This window comes from Iodobacter sp. (genome assembly GCF_025352645.1).
Classification (GTDB): Bacteria; Pseudomonadota; Gammaproteobacteria; order Burkholderiales; family Chitinibacteraceae; genus Iodobacter.
The window spans coordinates 1-24,614 of sequence record NZ_JANXSO010000053.1; the positions used below are offsets into that span (position 1 = coordinate 1).

A 24,614-nucleotide genomic window follows, 5' to 3' on the forward strand; every position below is an offset into this window, starting at 1 on the left:
AGAAACCGCAACGCAATGGCTTTGGACTTACAATAACGAACGTCCGCATATGGGATTGGGCGGCATCACCCCGAAACAAAAACTGGCATTACATGCCTAGCCTCTACTTTTAAGTGAGCTTAAAAACGGGGGGATTACCGCTAGAGAAGTAATGATTTTATCGAAGAGTGTATTTCAATGGCATGAACTTTCTGCTTGCCCAGCTGTATTTCCTGATGGTCAAGACACTTTATGCTTGTTAAGCTTTGCACTCTAAAATGGGAGTAATAGGCCTTGACGCAACAGCAAAAAGCATCTTTTTTTGGCCTGCTTGCCGTACTGGCATGGTCTACTGTGGCAACGGCATTTAAGATTAGCTTAGCTTATTTAAGCCCCGCGCAATTAGTGCTTTATGCAAGCAGCGCATCGTTAATATCTCTTTTATCTATTCTAATGTATCAAGGTCGCTTGAAAGAATTTTGGCCTGCATTGCAAAAAAATTGGCGTGTTTCGCTACTGTTTGGGGCAATTAATCCTTTTATTTATTATTTAGTACTATTTAAAGCCTATTCATTATTACCTGCACAGGAAGCGCAGGCAATTAATTATACTTGGGCATTAACTATGGCATTATTGGCTGTGCCATTTTTAAAGCAGGTTTTAAAAACAAGCGATATTTTTGCTGCCTTATTTTGTTATTTTGGCGTACTCATTATTGGTACGCGAGGCGATGTATTACAGCTGAGTTTTTCAAATGTGGGTGGAGTGCTGCTGGCTTTAGTTTCTACCTTATTATGGGCCGCCTATTGGATATTTAACACCAAAGATCAGCGCGAGCCTGTATTGGGTTTAGCGCTTAATTTTGCGGTTTCTTTGCCGCTGTCATTATTATGGTGCGCATTCACGGGCGAGTTAGGGGCTATTGCTTGGCAGGGCTTGGTGGGGGCGGCATATATTGGCGCATTTGAGATGGGCTTTACATTTGTACTGTGGTTAATGGCGATGAAGCTAACAAATAGCACGGCAAAAATAGCGAATCTTATTTTCTTAGCACCCTTTGTATCCTTATTTTTGATTTGGTCGGTATTAGGCGAGGCCATTTTGCCTTCTACCATGCTGGGCCTGTTATTGATTTTGTTGGGTTTGTTGATTCAGAAAATACCGAGGCGCCGTCCATAAGTAATGCTAGGCATAGAGGTTCTTTACGAAAAGCACTGAAAACACGAAAAGATACGCTATAGGTTTGTAATTTCTATGTGTTCGGTGGACTAAGTCGTTTTTGACATCCAGTACTGGTTTAAGCCAATACTGAACTGCGCCCCAAATTTGGATTCCCATCCATCTTTTTGGGGTGTTTTCATGTCCACGCTAGTAAAGCAATTTAAGCTCCTAGTCATTTAGTCATTATTTAACCGGCTAGATTGGGGGCCAGGTAGGGGCTTAGCAACAGTGCTCTTGAGTGGCTGATTATAAAAGCGGGTAGTGGTAGCTCACGGCACAAGCAAGCCTTAGACGTGCATGATGTGTATTTTAGTGCCTGTGCTTCTGCTACTTAGGAGGGGGTGTATTTTGCATTGCAATATATGAAGTCCAACAGCCAGAGCCCACTCACGCGGGACGAACGGCTTTTTTGTTGAACAAGATCACACTCTTTACATCTTTTTAGGGGGTTCTTTTATTTTTTTATGCGGGTCAGTTGCCACTGATCCGCTTTTTTTTGCCCTTTTTTTGATTGGTATATTTTTACAAGTGGTATTAGAGATTATTTTATATTCGCTACTTTGGCGCTACTTGTGTGGGCCTTCCATATGGATTTTTTATGATTTCTGTGGACTAACGGCTTTTTTCTTTTAAATATGACATTTTATTTTCACATGTCTTGTTTTTAGCTTTCATCCTATTTAATTAAGTGTGTTTTTCAATTTTACTTAAATAAAAAAATGGTATTTATAATTAATTGATACTGGTTTTGCCAGTTAATTAACATGTTGTTTTTTATGGTTTTTATGTTTTTATATAAGGTGAATCACTGTGGTCGGTGTGATTGTTTTTTTGTGTATATTTGCTGAAGAACTGTGTTGCACTGCGATTTTGACTGAGTTGAAGTAGTGCTAATTTAATCGCTGATATTGCTGATAATTAAACCGATATTTATATAAATAATTTTTATTTATTATCATTTTTTTTCGGTAATTGAACAACGCACAGATATTGCCTGATTGCATCGTTTCCATCATGGAGCTAAGTTAAATGACACGCACTGCGCTGATCCTGCCTGTACGAAATGCGGGACCATATTTAGACCGTTTATTAGCTGCTTTAGCTGAGCAAACACTACAGCCTGATGAGTGGCTGGTTGTTGATAGTCAGTCCAGTGATGACACAGTTCAGCGCTTTCGTGCGGCAGGAGCTAAAGTGGTAACAATTGCAGCCAGTCAGTTTAATCATGGCGGCACGCGGGAGTGGGCAAGGCAGCAGGTTAACGCGGATGTAATTATTTATATGACGCAGGATGCAATTCCGGCTAACCGTTATGCATTACAAAACCTACGGAACGCTATACTGGCAAATGATGCAATCGCGGTGGCATATGGGCGTCAGCTGCCAAGGCAGGGAGCGGGTGTTCTAGAAAGCCATGCACGCTGTTTTAATTATCCGGCGCAGAGCCGTACCAAGTACTTGGGTGATGCTTCTGAATTAGGGATTAAAACCTGTTTCAGCTCGGATTCATTTGCGGCTTACCGTGCAGTGGCTCTGGAGTCTGTAGGTGGCTTTCCTCAAAATATTATTGGTACTGAAGACGCCTATGTGGCAGGAAAAATGTTATTAAATAACTGGCTGATTCGCTATGAAGCCAGCGCTGAGGTTTATCACTCGCATCACTATACGGTGTTGCAGGAGTTCAGACGTTATTTTGATATTGGTGTTTTTTATGGCAAGGAATCATGGATTGCAGAGCACTTTGGCAAGGCAAGCGGCGAAGGAAAACGCTTTGTTTTGTCTGAACTGGCGACGCTTGCAAAGTCTGGGCAGAAGTGGCGGGCTGCTGAAGTGATGGTCAGAGTGCTATTTAAACTTGCAGGGTATCGTACTGGGCATTTAGAAAAATATTTGCCGACTTCCTTAAAGCGCCATATTGGCATGTTTGCAGGTTACTGGAAATAAAAGTGTATGAAAAAAAGGTTTTGTATTTGTGTATTACTGCTGAGTGCCTGCTCCACCCCAAGTAGCCTGCTGTTACCTGAACAAAGCGTATTAGATCAGAAGCAGATTGAATTAAATAACATAAGCAAACTGCCTCCTCCGGTAACCAGAGTGATGAATGGCGATACTCTGAGGATAGTGAGGGATGCACAGACGCCCGCTGAAAAAGATGAAATGTCATTGTTCTTTGTACGGCCTGATGGCACATTCTCATATCCCTATGCGGGGCTGATTCAGGCCACTCACCGCACCCCCGAAGATATTGCTGAAGAAATCAGCAAGAAGCTGTCAGCTATTTATCGCTACCCCAAAGTGACTACCAATATCGCAATTGCGCCTGGTAATCGTGTATTTGTTGGTGGAGCGGTACGTAATCCCTCTGCCTATGAGTTAACCGCTGCAGCGAGTATTGAGCAGGCGATTATCGGTGCAGGTGGCGTATTGCCTTCTGCAGATAGTCATCATATTGCTTTATTAAGGATGAACGAAGAAGGTTTATATCAGGTTTACTTTACTGATTTCAGCCAGTTTTTATTGGCTGATAATAACCGGCGTGGTGTTATATTACAGCGTGGCGATATTGTTTTTGTACCCAAATCCTTGCTAGGAAATGCAGTAGAGAGCGTAGATATGTATTTTAATCAATTGTTGCCTTTTTCAAAAGGCATTGGTATTGGCTTTAGTTATGATTTAAATAAAAGCCAGAGCTCCACCTCGGTGTCCATCCCATGATAGATATCAGGTCTTTTCGCGATATTTTGCGGCTTTTTTATATATTTAAAAAAGAATTTATGTGGGCGATGATCGCCACAACAGTATTAATTGTACTGGCCGCCTTTTTTCTGCCATCCCGTTATGTATCTGAATCCCGTCTTTTGGTAAAACCAGGTCGTGCTATGAGCACGGTACCGATTGAGTATAGTGATCGGCAGACTTTAGTTGCGCCAAGTACGCAGCGTGATCCTATTGTTGATGAAGAAAAAATGCTCACTGGCCGACCGATTATTCGCAAAGTGGCCGAGTTTTATATGAGTGAAATGAACGAGAATACTGAGAAAAATGGCTGGAAGCTAGTTAAATATTATATTAAGCAGGGTGTGAGTGAGGTTATTGAAGGTGTGCGTTTTATTGTGGTTTTTATAGGCCTAGCAGAAACACAAACGCCTGTTGAACGTCTTGCCAGCAAATTAGAAAAACAATTTTCAGTGAGTCATGAGGCCGGTTCCTCAGTAATGGAAATTAGTTTTACTTGGGATAACCCGTTAATTGCTCAGCGTGTGGTTAATAAGTGGGTTGCTATTTACCAAGAGGAGCGTGCTCAGAAGCTTGCAAATAACAGTCTGTATGAATTTTATGATGTTGAAAGCCAACGTTTAGCAAAGCAGGTAGCGGAAACAAAATTACAAATCACTGAAAAGTTAAAGCTTATTGATGGAATGAGCAGCAAAGAGAGGCTTGAAAGCCTGACAGATAGAATTAATAAAGTGTCTGCTCAGCGTGGAGAAGGCAGTGCAGAACAGCAGGGACTGGAAAAAGGCATTATCAGCGCCAGCCGCCGAGCTGCAGGTCTGCCGCAGGAGGTTAGTAAAGAGCGTGAAGTGGGCCTGAATCCTGTGCAGCAGGATATGAAGCTTAAGTTAAGTGGGCTGGTTCTGGAGCGGATTGATAAGTTAAAAAACTATCAGGATCAGGCGCCTCCCGTGTTGGAGTTAAATAACAGCATTCGCATGCTGAAAGAGCAGATTACAGAAGAAAAAGACAATTTGCAGCGCTCAGAAAACCTAGTCCCCAATGAGCTGGTAACGATGTTGAAACGCTCTGCTCTTGAGCGTGATACTAGGCAAATTGAATTAAAGGCGCAGATTGCCGCGTATGATCAAGAGCTACTTAAGCTAAAGCAAGAGCGGCAGCGTATTTTATCCGTTGACCCTGATCTTTCCAGATTAGAGCGTGATTTAGCGGTGGCAGAAAAAAACTACTTACTTTATGTAAACAGCCTTGAGAAATCTAGAATTGACCGTGAACTAGACAATAATCGTATTAGTAATATTGCAGTAATTGAGCAGGCTACTTTTACACCGTCGCGCGTATTTCCTAAAAGCTTATTAATGCTATTTATGGCGTTGCCAGCAGGTATTGCCGTCGGCTTCTTTGTTATTTATCTTTGCTATTTACTTGATCAGCGTATTCATGACGGTGGTAAAGTGCAGTCGCATTTTGATGTGCCTTTATGGACGACCATTATGGAGCATGAGGGTAATAAAGTTGTGCCGTCTTTTGAGGCGAGTATTTATCGTCTTTATAGTCAGTTACCACTGGATATTTTAAAGCAGCAGGGTCTAAATATTGGCATTACCTCATCGCGTAAAGGCGAGGGTGTTAGTTTTATTATGACGCATTTTCAGCGTATTTTATTAGAGCGTGGAATTAAAAGCCGCATTGCAGATGATGAATCGGCCACTGCTGGAGAGGTAGTTTTAATTGATGCCTCTGCTCTATTAGTGAATCCAGATGCATTTATTCGTTTAAAGCAGGCAGATTTGATATTAATGGTAATAGAGGCGCGTCAGTCAACGGTGCCTATGGTTGAGAATACCTTATCTATTTTAAATACAGCGTTTAAAAAAGTGGATGGTGTGATTATTAATCGGCGGCGCTTTGAAATATCTTCGGGTTTACTTAGCCGTATTTCCCGATAAAGCTCTGGGAGCTCAGGTATTCATAGCTCTATAAGCTGTAACAATAGCTGAGCGCTTAATAAGGTTATTTATGCGAATTGCGCTAATTGCACCATTACCACCAGAACAAAATGGCATCGCAGATTATGCTTTTGCCTTGCAACAGGCTCTAAGTCAGGAAGGTCTAGTACTGATTACCCCGTTTAAAAATCAGCGGCTTGCTGCCCGTGCCAGTGGCATAGATCAACAAATGCAGGGTATAGACTGGCAGAAGTTTGATCTGGTTCATGCCGAGCTTGGAGGTGGGCGCAGCGGTGAGTTTATGGCGCTTGAGTGGCTGTCTGAGCATTATCCTGATTTACCCTTAAGTGCCACAGTGCATGATCCTGAACGCCTGATCTGGCGTCCGGCTGGCTGGCCTTTGTTGCTGAGCAGGCTGCTTCCTCGCCGCGTTTATCAACTGTTGGTTTTACTATGTGATCCATTCACTTTAGCGAGAGAGCGCCGCCTTGCTGCAAAGCTGCAGGCTTTGATTACCTTAACCGCAATCGGGGCACGTTGTCTGACTGAGCGTATGCGCTTGCCGGATGGCAAGGTGCGCAAGATTGCTCATGGTAATCAGGCCATAGCTGCACAGCCTCTGCCTGCTCTTCCTCCGTCTGGGCCTTTGCAGATTTTGTATTTTGGTTTTATCTATCGTGGAAAAGGGATTGAGGATCTCATTGATGCACTGGCACTGCTACTGATACAGCGCCCTTACGCCGCTGTATCTTTAACGCTGGCAGGGGGGACGGCACCCGAAATGACTTTTGCCAATGGCCCATCTTATCTGGATGAGTTAAAAAATAAGATCACCTCATCCGGCTTGCCGGATGGTCTTGTCCGCTGGCAGACAGATGTGCCGCAGGAAAAAATTGTGGAGCTGATTCAGTCTCATCACGTGCTGATTTTGCCGTACCAAGAATCTAAAAAACTAGCTTATTTGGGGCAAATGCGTGGTACCAGCGGTGTGTTGTCATGGGCAGCTGCCTGTGGTCGCAGCGTGGTTGCTTCAGATGCTCGATCTTTTTCTGAAGAGGTTTCATTTGGAAATGGTGCGGTTTATGCTCAAGGCGATACGGCGGCATTGGCGGCTGAGCTGCAATGCCTACTGGATCAGCCGGATCTTTTATCTGAAAGAAGTATGAATGCACAAAAACTAGGGAAGGTGAGGGCATGGCCTGAAACTGCCAAGCAGTTTCAGGCCTTATTTAGCAGCCTAGTTTAAGGAAAATAAATGCGCATTAAAAATGGCTGTGTTGCTTGCTTATTGTTTTTTTTGGCCTACTCGGTGCCTGCGGCAGAAGTAAAACTTGTCGCCCCTAGGCCTGTGGTTTGGCGGGATTTTTTAGGGGTTAATGCGCACTTTTTATGGTTTACCCCGCAGCAAGCTGCCTTGCAGATGGACAGGTTGCGGGATCTTGGGCTGGAGTGGACTCGGGTAGATTTGCACTGGGACAGACATGAGGCCAAAGAGAATGACTATCTTTTTAAGCCCATAGATACTGTGGTCGATGCCCTGAAAGATAAGCAGTTAAAGTCAGTTTTTTATCTGGTTGGCTCGGCACCTTTTGCGAGTAGTGCTCCGCTATTGGCAGGCAATAAAGATCAGTATCCCCCCAAAGATAATGAGGTTTTTGCTAAGCGCATGGGCATGTTGGCCAAGCGCTACCCTTCGGTGGATGCCTGGCAGGTATGGAATGAACCTAATTTACCCGCCTTTTGGCGACCAGCTGAAAATGCAGCTGATTATGGAAGGATGCTGCAGTCTTCAGTGCGTGTACTCAAGCAGATTGCACCAAGCAAGCCGGTTGTGATGGCTGGGATGGCCTATTACAGCCAGATGCCGATTAAACGAGGCCTGATGCTGGAAGAGCTGGGCAAAAAAGGGGCACTTGGGCTGGGGGCGATTGTTGCTTATCACCCCTATAGCCAAGAGCCGGAGGGCGACGATGTTAAAGAGCGCGATTTTATTTTGCGTTCTAAAGAAATTAACCAGCGTTTACGTGCCATGAAAGTGCCAGGAATCTGGGCGACAGAGTGGGGTTGGTCTAGCTATGCGGGGCCTAAGGAAGAACAAAGCCTGATCGGTGAAGCTGGACAGGCAGATTATCTGTTACGCAGGCTAGTGCTGATGAGTGTTTCCGATTTTGATCGGGTGTTTTTGTTTGCGCTGTCTGATTTAGATAGCCGTGCGGGCGTGCGTGATCGCAGCTATGGTCTGCTGGATTTACAGGGCAAACCTAAGCCTGCTTATAAGGCGTTGGCACAGTTTTTAAAAATTACTGGCCCTAGTTTGTCTCCTGGGGAGGCGCCAAGCTATAAGGGCTCGGTAAATGGTCTATACAGCATTGCCTGGAAAAAACCTGATGGTAGTAAGTTATGGATGTTTTGGGCGGATGAGGCGGGTGTGATTGACGTGGCGGGGGTTGAAGGTGCGACGCTGTATCAGCCGCTTAGTGGTGCTAAAACGGCCTTAAAGTCAGGCAGTCTGGCGGTGACACATCAGCTGCAAATACTGGAATGGCGCTAATGGTGCACGAACAATCACAGCCCCGCGCCGCGCTTTTGGCATCGACAACACCATCCTTAAAAATTCTCTGGACTTTGCCTTATCTACCTTGGCCTACCAGCAGTGGCGGTAAGTTACGCCAGTATCATTTGCTGCGCACATTAGCGAATAAAGGGCACCGCATTACTTTACTGGTGCAAAGTAAAACGCCACTGTCTGCCAGTGCAAAAGCCCATCTTGAGGCGATTGTAGACAGGCTGATTGTATTACCGCGCAGGCCAATCAGGCATCCACTAACCCTGCTGGCTGCCGTATTTTCACCTTATCCTCTGCTGGTGAGTGTGAATGGTTTTGCTCCTGCGCTGGAGCGCGTGTTTGCTGATTTGCTGACAGAAGATTGGGATGTGGTGCAGATAGAGCACAGCTATGGTTTGCAGCCTTTTTTCCAGCAGCTGCAGCAAAAGAAGCAGTCTTTTTTACTGACTGAACACAATGTTGAATCGTCTATAGGCGCTGCAACTTACCAGCAGCTGCCATTTTGGTTGCGGCCCTATATTTACTTTGATCAGTGGCGTTATCGCCGTTGGGAGAAAAAAGCATTAGGCCTGCCATATAAAGTGGCCGCAGTGACCGCAGGGGATGCAAAAAATCTCGCTGAACACTGCCAACGTGAAGTAGATGTGGTGATTAATGGGGTTGATACCGCTGCATTTGCCTGTGTTCATCCCGATTTAGATAGCCAGCGGGTTTTGTTTGTGGGCAATTTTGAATACCCACCTAATCTAGATGCGGTGGCTTGGAGCCTTGATGAGATTTTGCCTCTGGTCTGGCAACAAATGCCCGAGGTGCGTTTTGCTATTTGTGGCTATGCTATGCCCACCAGCTGGCGTGAACGCTGGCCAGATTCACGCATTGAATGGCAGGGTTTTGTTGCTGACTTAACGCTTGAGCAGCAACAATCTGCAGTGTTTCTGGCGGCGCTGCGAGAAGGTGGTGGCTCTAAGCTAAAGGTGCTGGAAGCGCTGGCGGCGGGCTTGCCTCTGGTAAGTACGCCTCAGGGCGTATCCGGTTTAGCGCTGCAGGATGGCCGCGACTATCTAGGCGGAGCAACGGCGGCTGAGCTAGCGCAAGCCCTGCTGCAGTTACTACGTCAGGGGGAATCTGCTAGGGCAATAGCAGAAGCAGGGCGATATTATGTGTGTCAAAACAATGACTGGCAGATCAGTGCCAGCCAGCTTGAAACTCTCTATCAGAAAATAAAATATGCGGATAGGAATTGATTATCGTCCGGTAACTGCTGCGCCTTATTCAGGTATTGCGCGGCAAGTGCTGGCACTTGAGCAGGCTATTTTGGCTGGAGAAAACGCGCAGTTATACCGTTTTACCGCGGCGCCGCTGGAGCACGCCCATCGTCTGTTGGCGCATTGTCCGGCCACGGCCAGCCCTGTGCATGGCCTGCACCGGCCACGGGAGCGGGTAAATTTTGAGCTGCGTTTTTTACCTGCAGCCATTGCCGCAGCAGAGCTTGATATTTATATCGCTACGGCCAATACCGGCTTGCCGGTGTGGCGAGCTCCGGCAAATACCCGCTATGTTTTGCTGCTGCACGATGTTTTTCAGCTGACGATGGCAAATCATCACAGCAACCGCATCAAGGCGCTGGTCTACCGGCAGATTGATCGTGTAGGGATCAGCAGCTCGGTAGCGCTGGCAGATGCAATCTGGACACCTTCAGTATTTACAGCGGATCAGGCTCGACGCTTGTTTCCTGCGGCAGCAGATAAAATCTCAGTGCTGCCTAATGCGGTGCCTGCCCTTGCCGCACCGGAGCCCCTGTGTGCTTTTCCTGCGCTACCTGCGGTATTCTGGTTGGTGGTTGGGACAAGAGAGCCGCGTAAGAATATTCCATGGTTTGTGCAATGCTGGCAGCAAGCTCGGCAGCAGGATGCTAGCGTGCCTGCTCTAGTAATGGTGGGCAGTGCAAGCGATTTACCACCTGAGCTGCGAGATGCTGATGGTATGTTTTTTGTATCAGGCCTCAGCGATGCTGAATTATTGTCGCTGTATGCACAAACTAGCTGTCTGTGGCAGCCATCACTAGCGGAAGGGTTTGGGCTGCCGGTGCTTGAAGCGCTGGCTCAGGGCGCAGCGGTTGCCGTTGCCCATGGTTCGGCTCTGGATGAGATTTGCCCAGCAGAGAGCCCTCGTTTTTCTCCGCAGGATAGCGCTGGTTTGCAGCAGCTGATGTTGGAGCTGGCAGCACGTCCTCAGCCCATGCGCTGGGCAGCCCGTCAGGCATGGGCAGATCAGTTTGCCATGCCTGCTTATACAAAGCGTGTGCAGGCATTGCTGCAAGGTGTGCTGAGTATGCCGCGATGAGTGTGTTTTCGCGCGGGCTGGCCTTACTTTGCGCCTTGCTGTTTGCTGCTATTCTGACTTTTGTTTCCGTGCCAGCCATGCTGCTGAGTATGCTAGCAGCAGTGGTGGCTTTAGTAATTGTTCGCCAGCCTTTTAGCGGGTTACTCATGTTCGCTTTTGTGGCAACTTTTATTCCCTATACCACGGTCAATATGGGGGTGCGGGTAACTATATCAGAGGCCTTGCTTGGCCTTGTATGGCTGGGGGTTTTTTTGCAGATGATACAGGGCCAGCTATCTTGGCTGCCTGGTAAAACTGAATCGCGTTTACGTTTGTTGATGCTGTACAGCGCGCTGCCTTTTATCTTCGGCCAGCTAATGATTAACGCAGAAGGCAACGGCCTTGTGAATTGGCTGCGCTGGCTGATTAATTTATCACCACTGTTTTTGTTTCCTATTTTGGTGAAAAGCCCGCAGCAGCGCGATCAACTGATTGTTACTTTGCTGCTTGGCTCGCTGACGATGCTGTTGTTATCGGTAGGGATGTTTTTAAAAGATCACAACGCCAATAGCTTTATTGTGATTCTAGAAAAATTGAAATACGCCCATCCTGAGGCGGTGAAAGATATTTTCTCGGCTAATTTCTCCCGCATGGCATCACCTTGGGTGCACCCTAATCTAACCGGAGGCGTGCTGGCGCTGTTTCTGCCGCTGGCATTTTTCTATGCGCTTTTACAAAGCGGTTGGCGGCGTTTGCTGGGCTTTAGTGTGGCAATACTTGGGGCGGCAGGGCTGCTGTTTAGTAGCTCACGCGGTGCCATCGTGAGTTTGGCACTGGTTCTATTTTGGCTTACCTCTATCCGCGCGCCTTATGCTGGGCGAGTGATAGGGCTGGCGCTAGCGCTGGGGGCTGCGCTGGTATTGTTTTACCCACCTTTACAGGAACGGCTGGCGACGACTTTTTCATCGACCAATGCCAGTACTGAGATTCGCATGGATGAATACCGGCGCTTTCCTGATGCAATGGCCCGCTATCCGCTGGGTATTGGCTTCAAAATCGACCCGCCGCCGCCCGCTACGGGCTTATTGGGGATTTCTAATTTGTGGCTAAACTATATTTACAAACTGGGGCTGCCTGGCATGTTGCTGTTTATTGCCGTAACGCTGGCGTGGTGGCGCGAGTGCAGGCCGGTGGACAGACTCTCAAAGCTGAACGCTGAACGAAGTATTTGGGTAGGCTCGGGTGCGGGGGTGCTGGCGGCACTGCTGACTGGGCTGTTTGATCACTACTATAGCTTTACCATGGTGCTGATTGCCTTATTCTGGCTGATGATGGCCATTAATCTGCAATCTGCACGTCGCTTAAATCAGAACCATGAGCCTAATAGGAAGATCGCGCTATGAAACACCGTATTTATCATTCCACGGCTCTGCGCAGTCATCTGGATCAGTATGCACAAAAACTGGCGGTAGATTCGGCAGAGCTGGCACAAAGCTATGAATGGATGCTGGCGAATGAGGTGTTGTTTGAAGAGGGCGATGAAGCCAACCCGCGCGTATCCATCTGCTCGGTTAATATCGAAACACGGATTGACCCACCTCTGGCTAGGCGTTTTTATGCACTGCTTAGCCGTGAGATTCCTACAACGCTAGTACCCCGCTACGGTATTAACTGGCCCACGTTTAAAGACCGCTGGCTGCGGGTCTGGGAGCAGTGTTACAACATTCTGATTAATAAAATTCCCAGTCATTACGTAAGGTTGGCTTGGCTGCGCCTTGGCGGGGCGAAAATTGGCAAGGGCTCGGCAGTATGGCGCACGACCGAAATTCTGGGTATCGAAAATCTAGTGATGGGAGATGATAGCTGCATTGCCTGGCACTGCCAGATTGATGCTCGTGCAGGGTTGATTATTGGTGATCATGTGGCGGTGGCCTCCTATGCCAAAATTATTGCAGGCAGCCATGATTTAACTGCGCCGGAGTTCTGGTCTGTTTCAGCGCCGATTTATATTGATGATTATGCATGGATTGCCACAGGAGCATTGATTGGCCACGGCTCGCGCATAGGGCGTGGTGCTGTGGTCACTGCTAATACACTGGTCAGTAAAGAAATTGCCCCATATAAAATTGTTGGCGGCTCAGGGGCCAAAGTGATGGGCGAGCGTCCGCATAATTTAAATTACAAAGTGGGCGGAAAAGGCCTGTTTACCCTGCTTTATTAAAGGTTTATTTTGAGCCCATTGTTTGAGCTGAGCTAATCATGCTGAGCAGCACTTTTTTACTAACGCTGGCTACCCTAGCTGGGCTGGTTCTGGGGTTTGGCCGTGAATGGCTGCTGGTGGCGGATTGGGGGGCAGGCGGGCGCACCGATGCTTACCTGATTGCGCTTTTTTTGCCTGAGGCATTACGCACTATGCTAGCTGGGGGCTTGCTGTCGGCGGCGGCGCTGCCTCTTTTGCAGGCCCATCCTGCACGCAACCGCTGGCTGGCTGGGCAAATCCAGCAGTTTTTATTGCTGGGGCTGCTTCTGGCGCTGCTGATTACCCTTGCTGCACCTTATCTGGTCAGAATGACTGGGCCAGGATTGTCTGTGGCTGACGCCTCACTGGCTAGCGATGCGCTGCGCTGGCTTGCATGGGTGATTCCCGGCTTGATGCTGCAGGCCATTTTAACCATACCCGCTCAGGCTGACGGGCGCTTTGTGCTGCCGGGATTGGGGTCTTTCTTATTTAATTTACCTGTGGTGCTGTATCTTTGGCTGGCGAAAAAAACGGCCGACCCCGTGGTGCTGGCTCAGTGTTTTATTCTGGGTAGCCTTTTGATGGCGCTGCTTTTATTGCCTTCGGCCTGGCGCACGGGCTGGCGGCCATGGTATCGCTCTCTACCTGGTGATCATGCCGCCCTGTGGCAGCAGCTGTGGCCGTTACTGAGCAGCAGCGCCGCCAGCCAAGGGCTGAGCCTGCTGGAAAGACTAGTGGCTTCTTTGCTGGGGGAAGGATCGGTCACTCTGCTGAACCTAGCGCGTAAATTAGTCAATATCCCGCTGATTGCCCTGATGAGCTTAAATCAAGTACTGCTGGGGAAAATGAGCGGCGAGGGAGCGTCTGCGCGGCGGCAGATGCTAGATACGGGGCTGCTACTGTGCACCCTGCTCACACTGCCTGCCGCTGTAGGATTAATTGCTGCGGCACCCGCTTTAGTGGATTTACTTTTACCTGCTGGCTTAGCTTCTGGCCCGCTCCCAGCTTTACTGGCTTTATTTGCGGTATCGATTATTTTTGGTGCATGGAATGCTTTGCTGGCTCGTTATTACTATGCCGCTGCCAATACGCGTACCCCTTTAATCTGTGAGCTGAGCGGCAGTGCAATACAAGCGGTGCTGCTACTTGGTTTACCAGGGTTTTTTGGGATATGGGGGATTGCTGCTGCGGTGATGGGGGGAGTATTAAGCACCGGCTTGCTGCTTTGCCGCAAGATTGACCAAGCTTTATTAAGCAAGCTGCTGCAATGGGGGGGCGGCGCTTTACTACTGTGCACGGCAGCGGGGCTAATCTTTACTTGGACGGCTCAGGGGCGGCTGGTGCAGCTTTGTGCTGCTGTATTTGCGGCTCTGCTGCTTTTTGCCACAGGGGCTTATCGGTTTAAAAAATATTTAAATGCCTTATAAAGGCTGGTTTTATTTAAACAGATCCATTTGTTTTTTATATTCGGCAGACTCCCTTGTTAATTCGATGGAATCCCATATTTTTTTCACCAATGTGCCTTCTTGTGCAAAAAATGGCTTGGAGAAAATTAAGTAATAGGGTTTTTCAATCAGCGGCAATGCTATTTTTTCTATTTTTTTTTGTAATTCTGTATCTTTATTGAGCAGATTATCGCCCTGCAGTGTTGGTAGGGCGACTGCGGTGACTCGGCCTAACAAGAGTTTTTTTAGATTGATTTCAGTGCTGCCACTGCTGTCATCTACTTTTAGATTTAGACTTTTTAATTGGTCAACCACAGAAAAGCCAGTTTGTGCACCAACAATGGCATCGTCTGGTTTAAATACTTTGCCGTCCCATTCTACTTTGCTGCCTTTAAGGCGATATAGGCTATAGCTGTCGATCAGCATTCTTTTGCTGATGTCGACTTTATCTACGGTCATGGGGTAGACGGCAAATTCTGCGCGGTCTGTTTTAAAGCTGGCATTGACTGCGCCATCGTAGTGGCCGGCTTTTAATTCTTGTAGACAACGCTTCCATGGAATGGCATCGATTAGTATTTTTTGACTGATTCTTTTCTCTACCATCTCCAGCAGAATAATGCTGAGCCCCTTACGGTTTTTGAGTATCCATGGATAGGAATCCTCACTTTCGGTGCAAAACTTCAGCTCTGTGGCTGTTGCCTCTATGCTTAGCAAAGCCAGCAGGCTGCAGAGTAGCAACAAGGCACGTCCTGAGTGGGGAGTCTTTGTCATCATCGGCGTCTTCTGTTTAAGTGCATCGCTCTGGGTATAGCGCTGAATGCACTGTGCAGCAATGGCAGGCTTGCTTTATATTGGCCCGATGGTGGTTTTTGCTTGATGGCGCATATCTGCCTAAAGTCCTAAGTCTTTAGGCAGAAATGGCAAGGTTCTGCTACTGGGGTGTTTATTAGGCTAGAACACGGCCAAATAAACCGAGTGCGCACTGATAGCCAAGCATGGCTAATTGCGCATCGTAGCGAAGGCCTTCATCACGCATAAAGGCATGCTGACCATTGACTTCGTGCCAGCTAAAGTTAATTTCTGCTGCGGATAGCTTTTGATAAACCAGTGCGCGGCCTGTGGCGGGGATGTGGGGATCTTGCCTGCCCCAGAACATCAACAGCTCGCCAGAAATATCGGTGAGTCTGTCCATGCTGTGTTGGCCGGCTTGGTTTGGAATAACGTTGGTGTGCAGATCGGTAGGGTAAAAGCAGGCCGTGGCTTTAATTTGTGGCTGTAAGGCCGCACGGAAAGCCAGGTGGCCACCGATGCAAAAGCCCATTGCACCGATTTGCCCATTGCACCAAGGCTGATCGCTCAGCCAAGTAATCATGGCTTGATTATCGCTGTCGTAGCCTTCTACAGATTTACCCATTTTATCGCTATTGCCCTTATCGCTGCCGGCTTGATCGTACGCAAGCACCGTACCGATGGGGTTTAGCTCATGAAAAATTTCTGGTACTAGCACCGCGTAGCCATGCCCAGCCATCAGTCGTGCAGCGCGTTCAATTGGGCCAGTCTGCTGAAAAATCTCTGAATAAAGCAAAATAACCGGATAGGCTTTATCGCCCTCGGGCCGGTGCACATAGGTGCGCATTAGGCCGGTGGGGGTAGCAAGATCAACGATTTCTTTTTGGATGATCATGTTTATTCCTTATTTGAGGGCAACATATCCCCCTTCGGGTGGGCAAGATAGACCGTTATTACATATGGATGTTACGTAGCAAGATCAAAAAAACGCAGTCGACTAAAAGCACGAACAGATGCCACATCACTAATAATTTTTATTTAATATCAAATAGTTAGATAAATAAAAATTTATACGTCGTGATAATAAAACAAAGGAAAATCATTTCCGTTTGATCGGTTTTTTAGTGTATTTCGTGCTTTTCGTGGACTAATAATCGTTGTGCGTAACATCTATTACATATTCGGATAATTTGGCCCGCCACCGCCCTCTGGTGTAGTCCAAGTAATATTTTGTGTTGGGTCTTTAATATCACAGGTTTTGCAGTGAATGCAGTTTTGCGCATTGATCTGTGGGCGTGGGCCGTTTTCGGTTTGGATGACTTCGTACACGCCAGCAGGGCAGTAGCGGCTTTCTGGGGAGTCGAATATGGCAATGTTGATATTAATTGCGACGTTAATATCGGCCAGATGCAAATGACAGGGCTGGTTTTCTTCGTGATTAACGTTGGATATATACACCGACGACAGCTTATCAAAGCTAACCTTGCCATCTGGCTTAGGATATTTAATTGGCGTGCATTCATTGGCGGGTTTTAGGCAGGCATGGTCGGGCTTGGAATGCGAAAAAGTCCACGGCAGGCGCACGCCAAAGCTGGCCAGCCACATCTCAAAACCGCCATACATTGAGCCAAAAATATTGCCGAATTTAGACAGCGCAGGCTTGATATTTCTGACCTTGTCTAAATCCTGCCAAACCCAAGAGGCTTTAATCGCAGCCGGATAAGCAATCAGTGCGTCGTTGCTGCGGCCTGCCGCTAGTGCTTCCACTACGGCCTCGGCGGCCAGCATGCCGCTCTTCATGGCGTTATGCGTGCCCTTAATGCGTGGCACATTTAAAAAGCCTGCTGCACAGCCAATCAGCGCGCCACCGGGGAAGGTAAGCTCTGGGATAGACTGCAGGCCACCTTCAGAAATAGCGCGTGCGCCGTAGCTTAAGCGTTTGCCGCCTTCAAATAGGCCGCGAATACTTGGATGAGTTTTAAAGCGCTGGAATTCATCAAAGGGGCTGAGATGCGGATTGCTGTAGTTCAGATGTACTACAAAGCCCACAGCCACCAGATTGTCTTCTAGGTGATAAATAAATGAGCCACCGCCGGTACTGTTGTCCAGCGGCCAGCCTTGTGAATGGCTAACAAGGCCAGCTTGATGCTTACCTGGCGCAACTTGCCATAGCTCTTTAAAGCCAATGCCGTATTTTTGGGTATCGGCTTCGCTACGCAGATCAAACGTTTTTTCTAACATTTTAGTCAGCGAGCCGCGTACGCCTTCGCCAATCAGCGTGTATTTGGCGTGCAGCTCCATGCCAGGTGCAAAATCGCTTTTTTGCTTACCGGCTTTATCCAGTCCCATATCGCCGCTCATCACGCCTTTTACCGCGCCGTTGTCGTCATAGAGGACATCAGCAGCGGTAAAGCCTGGGTAGATTTCAACCCCAAGGCCTTCGGCCTGCTCGCTCAGCCAGCGGCAGACATTACCTAGGCTAACGATGTACGCGCCGTGATTATCCATCAGCGGCGGTAGCATTTTATTGGGAATGCGGAACGCTTGATCTTCGTCCAGCAACATAAAGCGGTCTTCTGTTACCAGCGTTTTAAGCGGCGCACCAAGTGTTTTCCAATCTGGGATTAGCTCATCCAGTGCAATCGGATCAATCACCGCGCCGCTGAGAATATGCGCACCTACTTCTGCGCCTTTTTCTAAAACACAGACGCTGATTTCTTGATTGGCTAAGGCTGCGAGTTGCTTGATACGAATCGCGGCAGAAAGGCCCGCAGGGCCAGCGCCAACAATCAAAACATCATATTCCATCACATCGCGGGTGATTACTTGCATGGGTATTCCTTGTTGCGGTTTTTGTATGGCTTTTCGTCGCGCATTATCGCATAAGGCGAAGCCCTAGGCGCTTTGCTTAGCATCAAACTAAGTGGCAAACTGCCTAGACTATATGCGAGAGATTCTATGGATATTATTCAAGCTGATTTATCTTTCCCCCAGCACGCAGAGGCGCTGGTCTATTTATTGAATGAGTATGCCCTTGATCCTATGGGCGGTAATCATGCTTTATCTACCTTTGCGCAAGATAATCTGATTGCTGAGCTAAGCAAACGTAGCAATGTGCATGTTGTGCTGGCGATGGATGGTGCTACTCCTGCAGGCTTGGCGCTGTGTATTGAAGGCTTTTCAACTTTTGCCTGTCAGCCGTTATTGAATATCCACGATTTTGCCGTGCACTCCGCCTATCGGGGGCAAGGGCTGTCTAAACGTTTGCTGGCTAAGGTGGAAGAAATTGCCCTTGCCTTGGGCTGCTGCAAAATTACCTTGGAAGTATTAGAAGGCAATACGCCAGCTTATTCCTTATATAAAGCATTTGGTTTTGTGAATTATGAGCTAGACCCAAAGCTAGGCCATGCCTTGATGATGCAGCGCAAATTGGCATAAGACGCTGGTTTTCTTCACGTCAGCAGCAGAGCCGCGTACCATTACCCCCTTAACGAGGACACAGAAATATGAATGCTGGATTAACTGACGACGAATTTGAAGCGTTATTGGAAGTAAGCCGTGGCTTAAAAAGCAAAAGACTGAGCCCGCGCGTGCTCAAGCATGCCAAGTTGTTTTCTGGCTTGAAATACGTGGAATACAATCGTAATGGCTTGATGGTGATTTCAGAAAGAGGCACGCAAACCTTATTTATGAAGCACTGTATTGATGGCTTGCGTAAAATCGCCAAAGACCCAGTGGCCTTGCTGGACGCCAATGTGCGTACATTTTTGCTGAAAAAATCGCACATCAGCCCAATTGAAGGCGCTGTGGGTTATGTGATTACGATTAAGGGCGCAGAATCCTTAGCGGATATTGACGCGCAGCAGTAAGCATTGCTGGCCGGTTTAAATAGATAAAAAGCACAGAGAATACCTCTGTGCTTTTTTGCGTATAAAACCACGATAAAAGTTAGGGGGCAGCAAGCAGCACCCCTACAGATCTGCCAACTATTAAAGCCCTAGCACCGAGCGCAGTTCTGCCTTGGCCGGTGCAAATTCAGCATTAAAATCATCACGGCTCAGTATTTTTTGTGCGATCAAGGCGGCGGCAACACGGCCCATTTGGATGTCTGAGCGGTAGTGAATGCCTGCTACGATGCGGTTTTCTGCGTATTCGGCGGCGCGGGTAAAGAGGGCACTGCGTTTTTCTGGCACCATTTCAGCTAATACCGTGGCCATTAAATAGCCCACGGTGGCGTGGCCCGATGGCCAAGAGCCTGAGCTGGAGCGTTTTACCACCGGCTGAATTTCGCTATTGAGCATATGTGGGCGTGGGCGCTTCCAGTAATTCTTAGCGCTATCCACTACTGCACCTTCTGTTTCTACTACGCGCTCAAAAAAAGCTGCAAATTTAGGCAGCTTTTCAGCCTTAAATTTTGGCCCCATCACTTCGTTAAAACGCCAGATGTTTTCTGCTGCATCGGCAGCGGCGGCGGCCGCCGTTTCAGGCGTGCGTTTGGCTTGGAAGGCTAAAACTTCAGCGATTTCTAGTTTGGTTTGGGCGGAATCATTGGCAGGGGGCGCTGGCAGGTAGTGAGTTAAATCGACGTCTGTAGACGATACAAAAGGCTTGGCCTCTTCTGCCCAAGCTGGAGTACAGGGAATAAGTAAAGCCAGTAGCAGGCTGCTAAGAATACGGTTCATGAAGGACTCCATATTAGTTTAAAGCTGTAAATATTAGCCGATCAGTATGACTGATAAATGAAATGCGTCATGTTTTGGGCATGACTGCGACCAAGATTAAGGACACTTTATTTAATTTAGGGGAATAGGTATGCGCTACTTATGCTTGCTGATCATGGTGTTTTCTTTGCGTGCCCATGCAAATCCAGCCTTACCAGAGTTCACCCGTCATGACGCCGCTGCATGGGGCAATTCAAAACCGCTGCGGGTAGCGGATTTGCGTGGCAGCGTGGTGCTGCTGGATATTTGGACGTTTGAATGCTGGAATTGCTATCGCTCTTTTCCTTGGCTCAATGACTTATCCGCCAAGATTCCTGCACTTAAAATGATCGGCATTCACTCGCCCGAGTTTGATCGGGAGCGTGATCCGGCGGCGGTGGCGGCCAAGGTGGCTGAATATGGCTTTAAGCATCCGGTGATGATAGATAATGATTTTGCTTACTGGAAAACCCTCGACAATCATTACTGGCCAAGCTTTTATCTGGTTGATAAGCGCGGCATGATTCGCTATCGCTTTGCTGGTGAAACCCATAGTGGGGATGCACAGGCACAGAAAATAGAGGCGGCGCTAAAGGTGCTGCTGCTTGAGGCGCCTTGATGATTGCAGCTTTTTTTAGCTCAAGGCTTAGCAAGGGGTCTAGCTCTATTTTTTTTCACCGGTTAGCCTTCTTATAAAACGTATGAGCTTTATCCAAGCTCCATATGCCAACTTGTCCTTCAGAAAATGGCCACTATTCAGTGGCCATTTTTTACTTGCCGCCTGCTGTTTAAACAGAGGGACTAAGTTTCCGGCCATCCAGATATGGATGGCGCTTTGGGGATGCTCTGATAATATTTCTTAACACTATCTGTCTTCATTCTCGGCTGGATTGTCTTTTTTGTTATTTATTTCCTTATATTTTTGTTGGTTTGCTTGCTTGAAATTTGCATTTATTGTATTTTTTTGGAAAGAGTCTATGTCGATAATCGGGCAGGGCGAAGGTGACAGATCAGGTAGTGCCGAGGGTGTGACAGAATTTCACCGCCAAAGAACCCTGCTGAAAACGGGGGCCTTACAAGACGCTATCTTCAATAGCGCTTACTTCTCTAGTATTGCCACCGATGAAAAAGGGGTGATTCAGATTTTTAATGTGGGTGCCGAGCGTATGTTGGGCTATGCCGCACGCGACGTAATTAATCTGATTACCCCTGCCGATATTTCAGACCCGCAAGAAGTGATTATGCGGGCAGCAGCCTTAAGCTTGGAGCTCGATACCCCCATTACCCCCGGCTTTGAAGCATTGGTATTCAAGGCCTCACGCGGTATTGAGGATATTTACGAGCTTACCTATATCCGCAAAGATGGCAGCCGTTTTCCCGCCGTGGTTTCAGTGACTGCACTGCGGGATGAGCAAGACGCCATCATCGGCTATTTACTGATTGGCACCGATAATACGGCGCGTAAACAGGCTTCGCAGTATGCCCGCAGTTTGCTTGAGGCCAGTCTTGATCCGCTGGTGACCATCAGTGCCGAAGGCAAAATAACGGATATTAATGAGGCCTCGATTAAGGCCACCGGCGTGGCGCGTGAGAAGCTGATCGGTACTGATTTTTCTGACTACTTTACTGAGCCTGCCAAAGCGCGTGAAGGCTACCAGCGGGTTTTTGCCCAAGGTTTTGTAACAGATTACCCGCTGACGATCCGGCACAGTGATGGCCGTCTTACCGACGTGCTTTATAACGCTTCCGTTTATAAAGATGTGCGCGGTAATGTGCTCGGTGTGTTTGCTGCGGCCCGGGATATTACCGAGCGTAAGCGGATTGAAGCTGCGCTACTTAAAGCCGGAGCCTTGCAAACCGCTATTTTTAACAGCGCTAATTTCTCCAGTATTGCCACCGATGCCAAGGGAGTGATTCAGATTTTTAACGTCGGTGCCGAGCGCATGCTGGGCTATACCGCCGTAGAGGTCATGAACAAAATCACCCCTGCAGATTTCTCTGACCCACAGGAACTGGTCGCCCGTGCTGAGGCACTGAGTATTGAGCTAGGTACGCCCATTACCCCGGGGTTTGAAGCGCTGGTATTTAAGGCGGCACGCGGCATTGAGGATATTTATGAGCTAACTAAAATCCGCAAGGATGGCAGTCGTTTTCCCGCGGTTGTTTCCGTCACCGCACTGCGTGATGCCGAAGATGCCATCATCGGCTATTTACTGATTAGCACCGACAACACGGCTCGTAAACTGGCAGAAGAAGCACTGCTTAAAGCGGGCGCACTACAAAGAGCGATTTTTAACAGCGCCAATTTCTCCAGCATTGCCACCGACGCCAAGGGCGTGATTCAGATTTTTAATGTGGGGGCCGAGCGCATGCTGGGCTATACCGCAGCCGAAGTCATGAACAAAATTACCCCCGCAGATATTTCTGACCCGCAAGAATTAATTGCCCGCGCTGCAGCGCTCAGTCTGGAGCTGGATACGCCAATCACGCCCGGCTTTGAGGCGCTGGTGTTTAAAGCAACGCGGGGAATAGAAGATATTTATGAGCTGACTTACTTTCGTAAGGATGGCAGCCGCTTTCCGGCCGTGGTGTCCGTCACGGCGCTACGCGATGCGCAAGATGCCATCATTGGCTATTTATTGATAGGCACCGACAATGCCGCCCGCAAGCAAGTTGAAGAAGCCCGTACTGTGCTCGATCAGCGCTTGCGGGATCAGCAATTTTATACCCGCTCTTTAATTGAATCCAATATCGATGCGCTGATGACCACCGATCCGCAGGGCATTATTTCCGATGTAAACCAGCAAATGATCGCACTCACGGGGCGAACCCGTGATGAGCTGATCGGCGCGCCCTGCAAAAACTTTTTTACCGACCCAGTGCGGGCCGATGCCGCCATTAAACGTGTGCTTACAGAAAACAAGGTCAGCGATTACGAGCTGACCGTCAGAGCGCAAAACGGCGTAGAAACGGTGGTGTCCTACAATGCAGCCACCTTTCATGACCGGGATCGCAAGGTGCAAGGCGTCTTTGCCGCAGCGCGGGATGTAACTGAGCGCAAGCGCTTTGAGCTTACCTTACAAGAAAAAAACATTGAGCTGGAACATGCCAGCCGGATGAAGTCAGAATTCCTCGCCACCATGTCGCACGAGCTGCGCACGCCGCTTAACGCCATTATTGGCTTTTCTGAAGCATTAAAAGATGGCTTTATGGGCCCGACTAGCGACATTCAGCATGAATACATCGGCGATATTTTCACCAGCGGCCAGCACCTGCTCTTGCTGATTAATGACATTCTGGATTTATCTAAGGTTGAAGCGGGCATGATGACGCTGGATCTAGAGGCGGTTGATTTACACAGCTTATTGTCAGGCAGCCTGTCAATCGTTAAGGAAAAAGCGGCGGTTCAGCGTATTCGCCTAGGGCTGGAGGCCAGTGAAGACCTGGGATTTACTCAGCTGGATCAGCGTAAAACCAAGCAGATTGTGTATAACCTGCTTTCAAATTCGGTCAAGTTTACCGCCAGCGGGGGCTGCGTTACTTTACGGGCCCGCCGTGTTTTGCGCAGCAGTGTAGGGCATATCGCTGGCAACTGGCCGGTGCATGGTTTTCAGCTGAGTGACAGTGAATACAAGGAGTTTATTGAAATTTGTGTCACTGATAACGGCATGGGTATTTCTAAAGCCAATATGGCGAAGTTGTTTCAAGCCTTTAGCCAGATAGACAGCCGCCTAGCACGCAAGTTTGAAGGAACGGGGCTGGGGCTGGCCATGGTTAAACAGCTGGCGGAGCTGCATGGCGGCACGGTTGCCGTTGCCAGTGCCGAGGGTGAGGGAGCTTGTTTTACGGCTTGGTTGCCGCTGCGGGAGCTGCCCGCTGCATTCTCTGCCGTAGGCAGCCCTCCTGTCTTTGATCCTGAAAAACGTATCGCTCTAGTACTGGAAAGTAATGAGCGGGTCGCGGCCCTCATCGCCCTGTTGCTTGAGGCAGAAGGCTTTAGCGTGTTGCATGCCAGCACCGCCGAGGAGGCTCTGTCCTTAACCCTGCAGCAAAATATTCAGCTGATTACTCTCGATTGGGATTTACCCAGCGCGGGAGGGGGCTGGGATTTTTTGTTACGCCTGCGCGAAAATGCCAGCCTTGCACGTGTGCCTGTGATGATTATTTCTAAGCTTGCCGACAGCAGAATGGCACTGGTAGGGGGGGCCACTGCGGTGCTGCAAAAGCCGGTTAGCCATGTGGAATTAAAATTTGCGCTGGCGACGCTGCATCTGAGCTCATCCCCTTGGACGGTGCTGGTGATTGATGACGATGCAAAAGCAATTGATGCGCTGGCGCGGCTTTTGCCTGAGCCGGCCTATGTGGTTGTGCGGGCATTAAGCGGCAATGAAGGAGTGAGGCTGGCACAACAGCTGCATCCTGACTTGATCTTGCTTGATCTGGTCATGCCTGGGATGAGCGGTTTTGAAGTGGCTGATGCGCTACAGCTTGACCCTATTACCGCGGATATTCCGGTTTTAATTGTGACTTCCAAGCGGATTACTCAGCTGGACCGGGCGGCATTAAACAATGGGCCGGAGCGACTGGTGCAGATTGTTCAAAAGGCAGGATTTGATCGAGCAGGCTTTATTGCTCGGGTTAAACGCGCACTGCAGCCCCATTAGAGAGGAT

The 24,614-nt window shown here is 48.4% G+C and carries 20 protein-coding genes; 16 read left to right on the forward strand and 4 right to left on the reverse strand.

Annotated elements, in window-relative coordinates; genetic code table 11:
• The 12 genes from Q0R17_RS07010 to Q0R17_RS07065 form a co-directional block, all read left to right on the forward strand.
• Positions 1-100, forward strand: a 100-nt coding sequence (locus tag Q0R17_RS07010; protein ID WP_293933196.1) for an integrase core domain-containing protein, incomplete at its 5' end; no start/stop codon positions are given.
• 173 nt (positions 101-273) lie between these two features.
• A complete protein-coding gene (locus Q0R17_RS07015) occupies positions 274-1,158 on the forward strand; it encodes a DMT family transporter (protein ID WP_293933356.1) in 885 nt (294 codons plus the stop codon).
• Between the two features lie 1,071 nt (positions 1,159-2,229).
• A complete protein-coding gene (locus Q0R17_RS07020; RefSeq protein WP_293933357.1) occupies positions 2,230-3,144 on the forward strand; it encodes a glycosyltransferase family 2 protein in 915 nt (304 codons plus the stop codon).
• Positions 3,145-3,150: 6 nt separating this feature from the next.
• Entirely contained in the window at positions 3,151-3,915 is a 765-nt protein-coding gene (locus Q0R17_RS07025) for a polysaccharide biosynthesis/export family protein (protein ID WP_293933358.1), read from the forward strand.
• Positions 3,912-5,882, forward strand: a complete 1,971-nt coding sequence (locus tag Q0R17_RS07030) for an exopolysaccharide transport family protein (RefSeq protein ID WP_293933359.1) — start codon at positions 3,912-3,914, stop codon at positions 5,880-5,882. The genes Q0R17_RS07025 and Q0R17_RS07030 overlap by 4 nt, the downstream gene beginning before the upstream one ends.
• 70 nt (positions 5,883-5,952) lie before the next feature.
• The gene (locus Q0R17_RS07035; RefSeq protein WP_293933360.1) at positions 5,953-7,128 is read left to right on the forward strand and encodes a glycosyltransferase; all 1,176 of its coding nucleotides are present in this window, start codon (positions 5,953-5,955) and stop codon (positions 7,126-7,128) included.
• 9 nt (positions 7,129-7,137) lie between these two features.
• Positions 7,138-8,433, forward strand: coding sequence for a cellulase family glycosylhydrolase (locus Q0R17_RS07040; protein ID WP_293933362.1), 1,296 nt, complete (start codon positions 7,138-7,140; stop codon positions 8,431-8,433).
• Positions 8,433-9,692, forward strand: a complete 1,260-nt coding sequence (locus Q0R17_RS07045; RefSeq protein ID WP_293933364.1) for a glycosyltransferase family 4 protein — start codon at positions 8,433-8,435, stop codon at positions 9,690-9,692. The genes Q0R17_RS07040 and Q0R17_RS07045 overlap by 1 nt, the downstream gene beginning before the upstream one ends.
• Positions 9,676-10,791 (forward strand): glycosyltransferase family 1 protein, encoded by a 1,116-nt coding sequence (locus Q0R17_RS07050; protein ID WP_293933366.1) that lies wholly within the window; start codon positions 9,676-9,678, stop codon positions 10,789-10,791. Before Q0R17_RS07045 ends, Q0R17_RS07050 begins: the two co-directional genes overlap by 17 nt.
• Positions 10,788-12,173: an O-antigen ligase gene (locus Q0R17_RS07055; protein WP_293933367.1), complete on the forward strand. Its 1,386-nt coding sequence runs from the start codon at positions 10,788-10,790 to the stop codon at positions 12,171-12,173. The genes Q0R17_RS07050 and Q0R17_RS07055 overlap by 4 nt, the downstream gene beginning before the upstream one ends.
• Positions 12,170-12,991, forward strand: a complete 822-nt coding sequence (locus Q0R17_RS07060) for an acyltransferase (protein ID WP_293933368.1) — start codon at positions 12,170-12,172, stop codon at positions 12,989-12,991. The genes Q0R17_RS07055 and Q0R17_RS07060 overlap by 4 nt, the downstream gene beginning before the upstream one ends.
• Before the next feature lie 38 nt (positions 12,992-13,029).
• Positions 13,030-14,436, forward strand: a complete 1,407-nt coding sequence (locus Q0R17_RS07065) for a lipid II flippase MurJ (protein ID WP_293933369.1) — start codon at positions 13,030-13,032, stop codon at positions 14,434-14,436.
• Positions 14,437-14,445: 9 nt separating this feature from the next.
• Here the strand turns inward: Q0R17_RS07065 and Q0R17_RS07070 are convergent, their stop codons facing one another.
• The 3 genes from Q0R17_RS07070 to Q0R17_RS07080 form a co-directional block, all read right to left on the reverse strand.
• Positions 14,446-15,228, reverse strand: a complete 783-nt coding sequence (locus Q0R17_RS07070) for an ABC transporter substrate-binding protein (RefSeq protein ID WP_293933371.1) — start codon at positions 15,226-15,228, stop codon at positions 14,446-14,448.
• 172 nt (positions 15,229-15,400) lie between these two features.
• Entirely contained in the window at positions 15,401-16,138 is a 738-nt protein-coding gene (locus Q0R17_RS07075) for a dienelactone hydrolase family protein (RefSeq protein ID WP_293933373.1), read from the reverse strand.
• A 278-nt stretch (positions 16,139-16,416) separates the two neighbouring features.
• Complete coding sequence (locus Q0R17_RS07080; protein ID WP_293933375.1) at positions 16,417-18,075, reverse strand: electron transfer flavoprotein-ubiquinone oxidoreductase; 1,659 nt, start codon at positions 18,073-18,075, stop codon at positions 16,417-16,419.
• A gap of 126 nt (positions 18,076-18,201) precedes the next feature.
• Between Q0R17_RS07080 and Q0R17_RS07085 the strand changes: the two genes are divergently transcribed.
• Positions 18,202-18,681 carry a GNAT family N-acetyltransferase gene (locus tag Q0R17_RS07085; RefSeq protein WP_293933376.1) on the forward strand — a complete coding sequence of 160 codons (480 nt, stop codon included), beginning with the start codon at positions 18,202-18,204 and terminating at the stop codon, positions 18,679-18,681.
• Positions 18,682-18,749: 68 nt separating this feature from the next.
• Entirely contained in the window at positions 18,750-19,112 is a 363-nt protein-coding gene (locus Q0R17_RS07090) for a hypothetical protein (protein WP_293933378.1), read from the forward strand.
• Positions 19,113-19,232: 120 nt separating this feature from the next.
• Here the strand turns inward: Q0R17_RS07090 and Q0R17_RS07095 are convergent, their stop codons facing one another.
• Entirely contained in the window at positions 19,233-19,925 is a 693-nt protein-coding gene (locus Q0R17_RS07095) for a phosphatase PAP2 family protein (protein WP_293933380.1), read from the reverse strand.
• Between the two features lie 130 nt (positions 19,926-20,055).
• On the opposite strand from Q0R17_RS07095, the gene Q0R17_RS07100 reads away from it, so the two are divergent.
• Both Q0R17_RS07100 and Q0R17_RS07105 read left to right on the forward strand, forming a co-directional pair.
• Positions 20,056-20,562 (forward strand): redoxin family protein, encoded by a 507-nt coding sequence (locus tag Q0R17_RS07100; protein WP_293933382.1) that lies wholly within the window; start codon positions 20,056-20,058, stop codon positions 20,560-20,562.
• A 358-nt stretch (positions 20,563-20,920) separates the two neighbouring features.
• Positions 20,921-24,607, forward strand: coding sequence for a PAS domain S-box protein (locus Q0R17_RS07105; RefSeq protein ID WP_293933383.1), 3,687 nt, complete (start codon positions 20,921-20,923; stop codon positions 24,605-24,607).
• Positions 24,608-24,614: the final 7 nt, after the last annotated feature.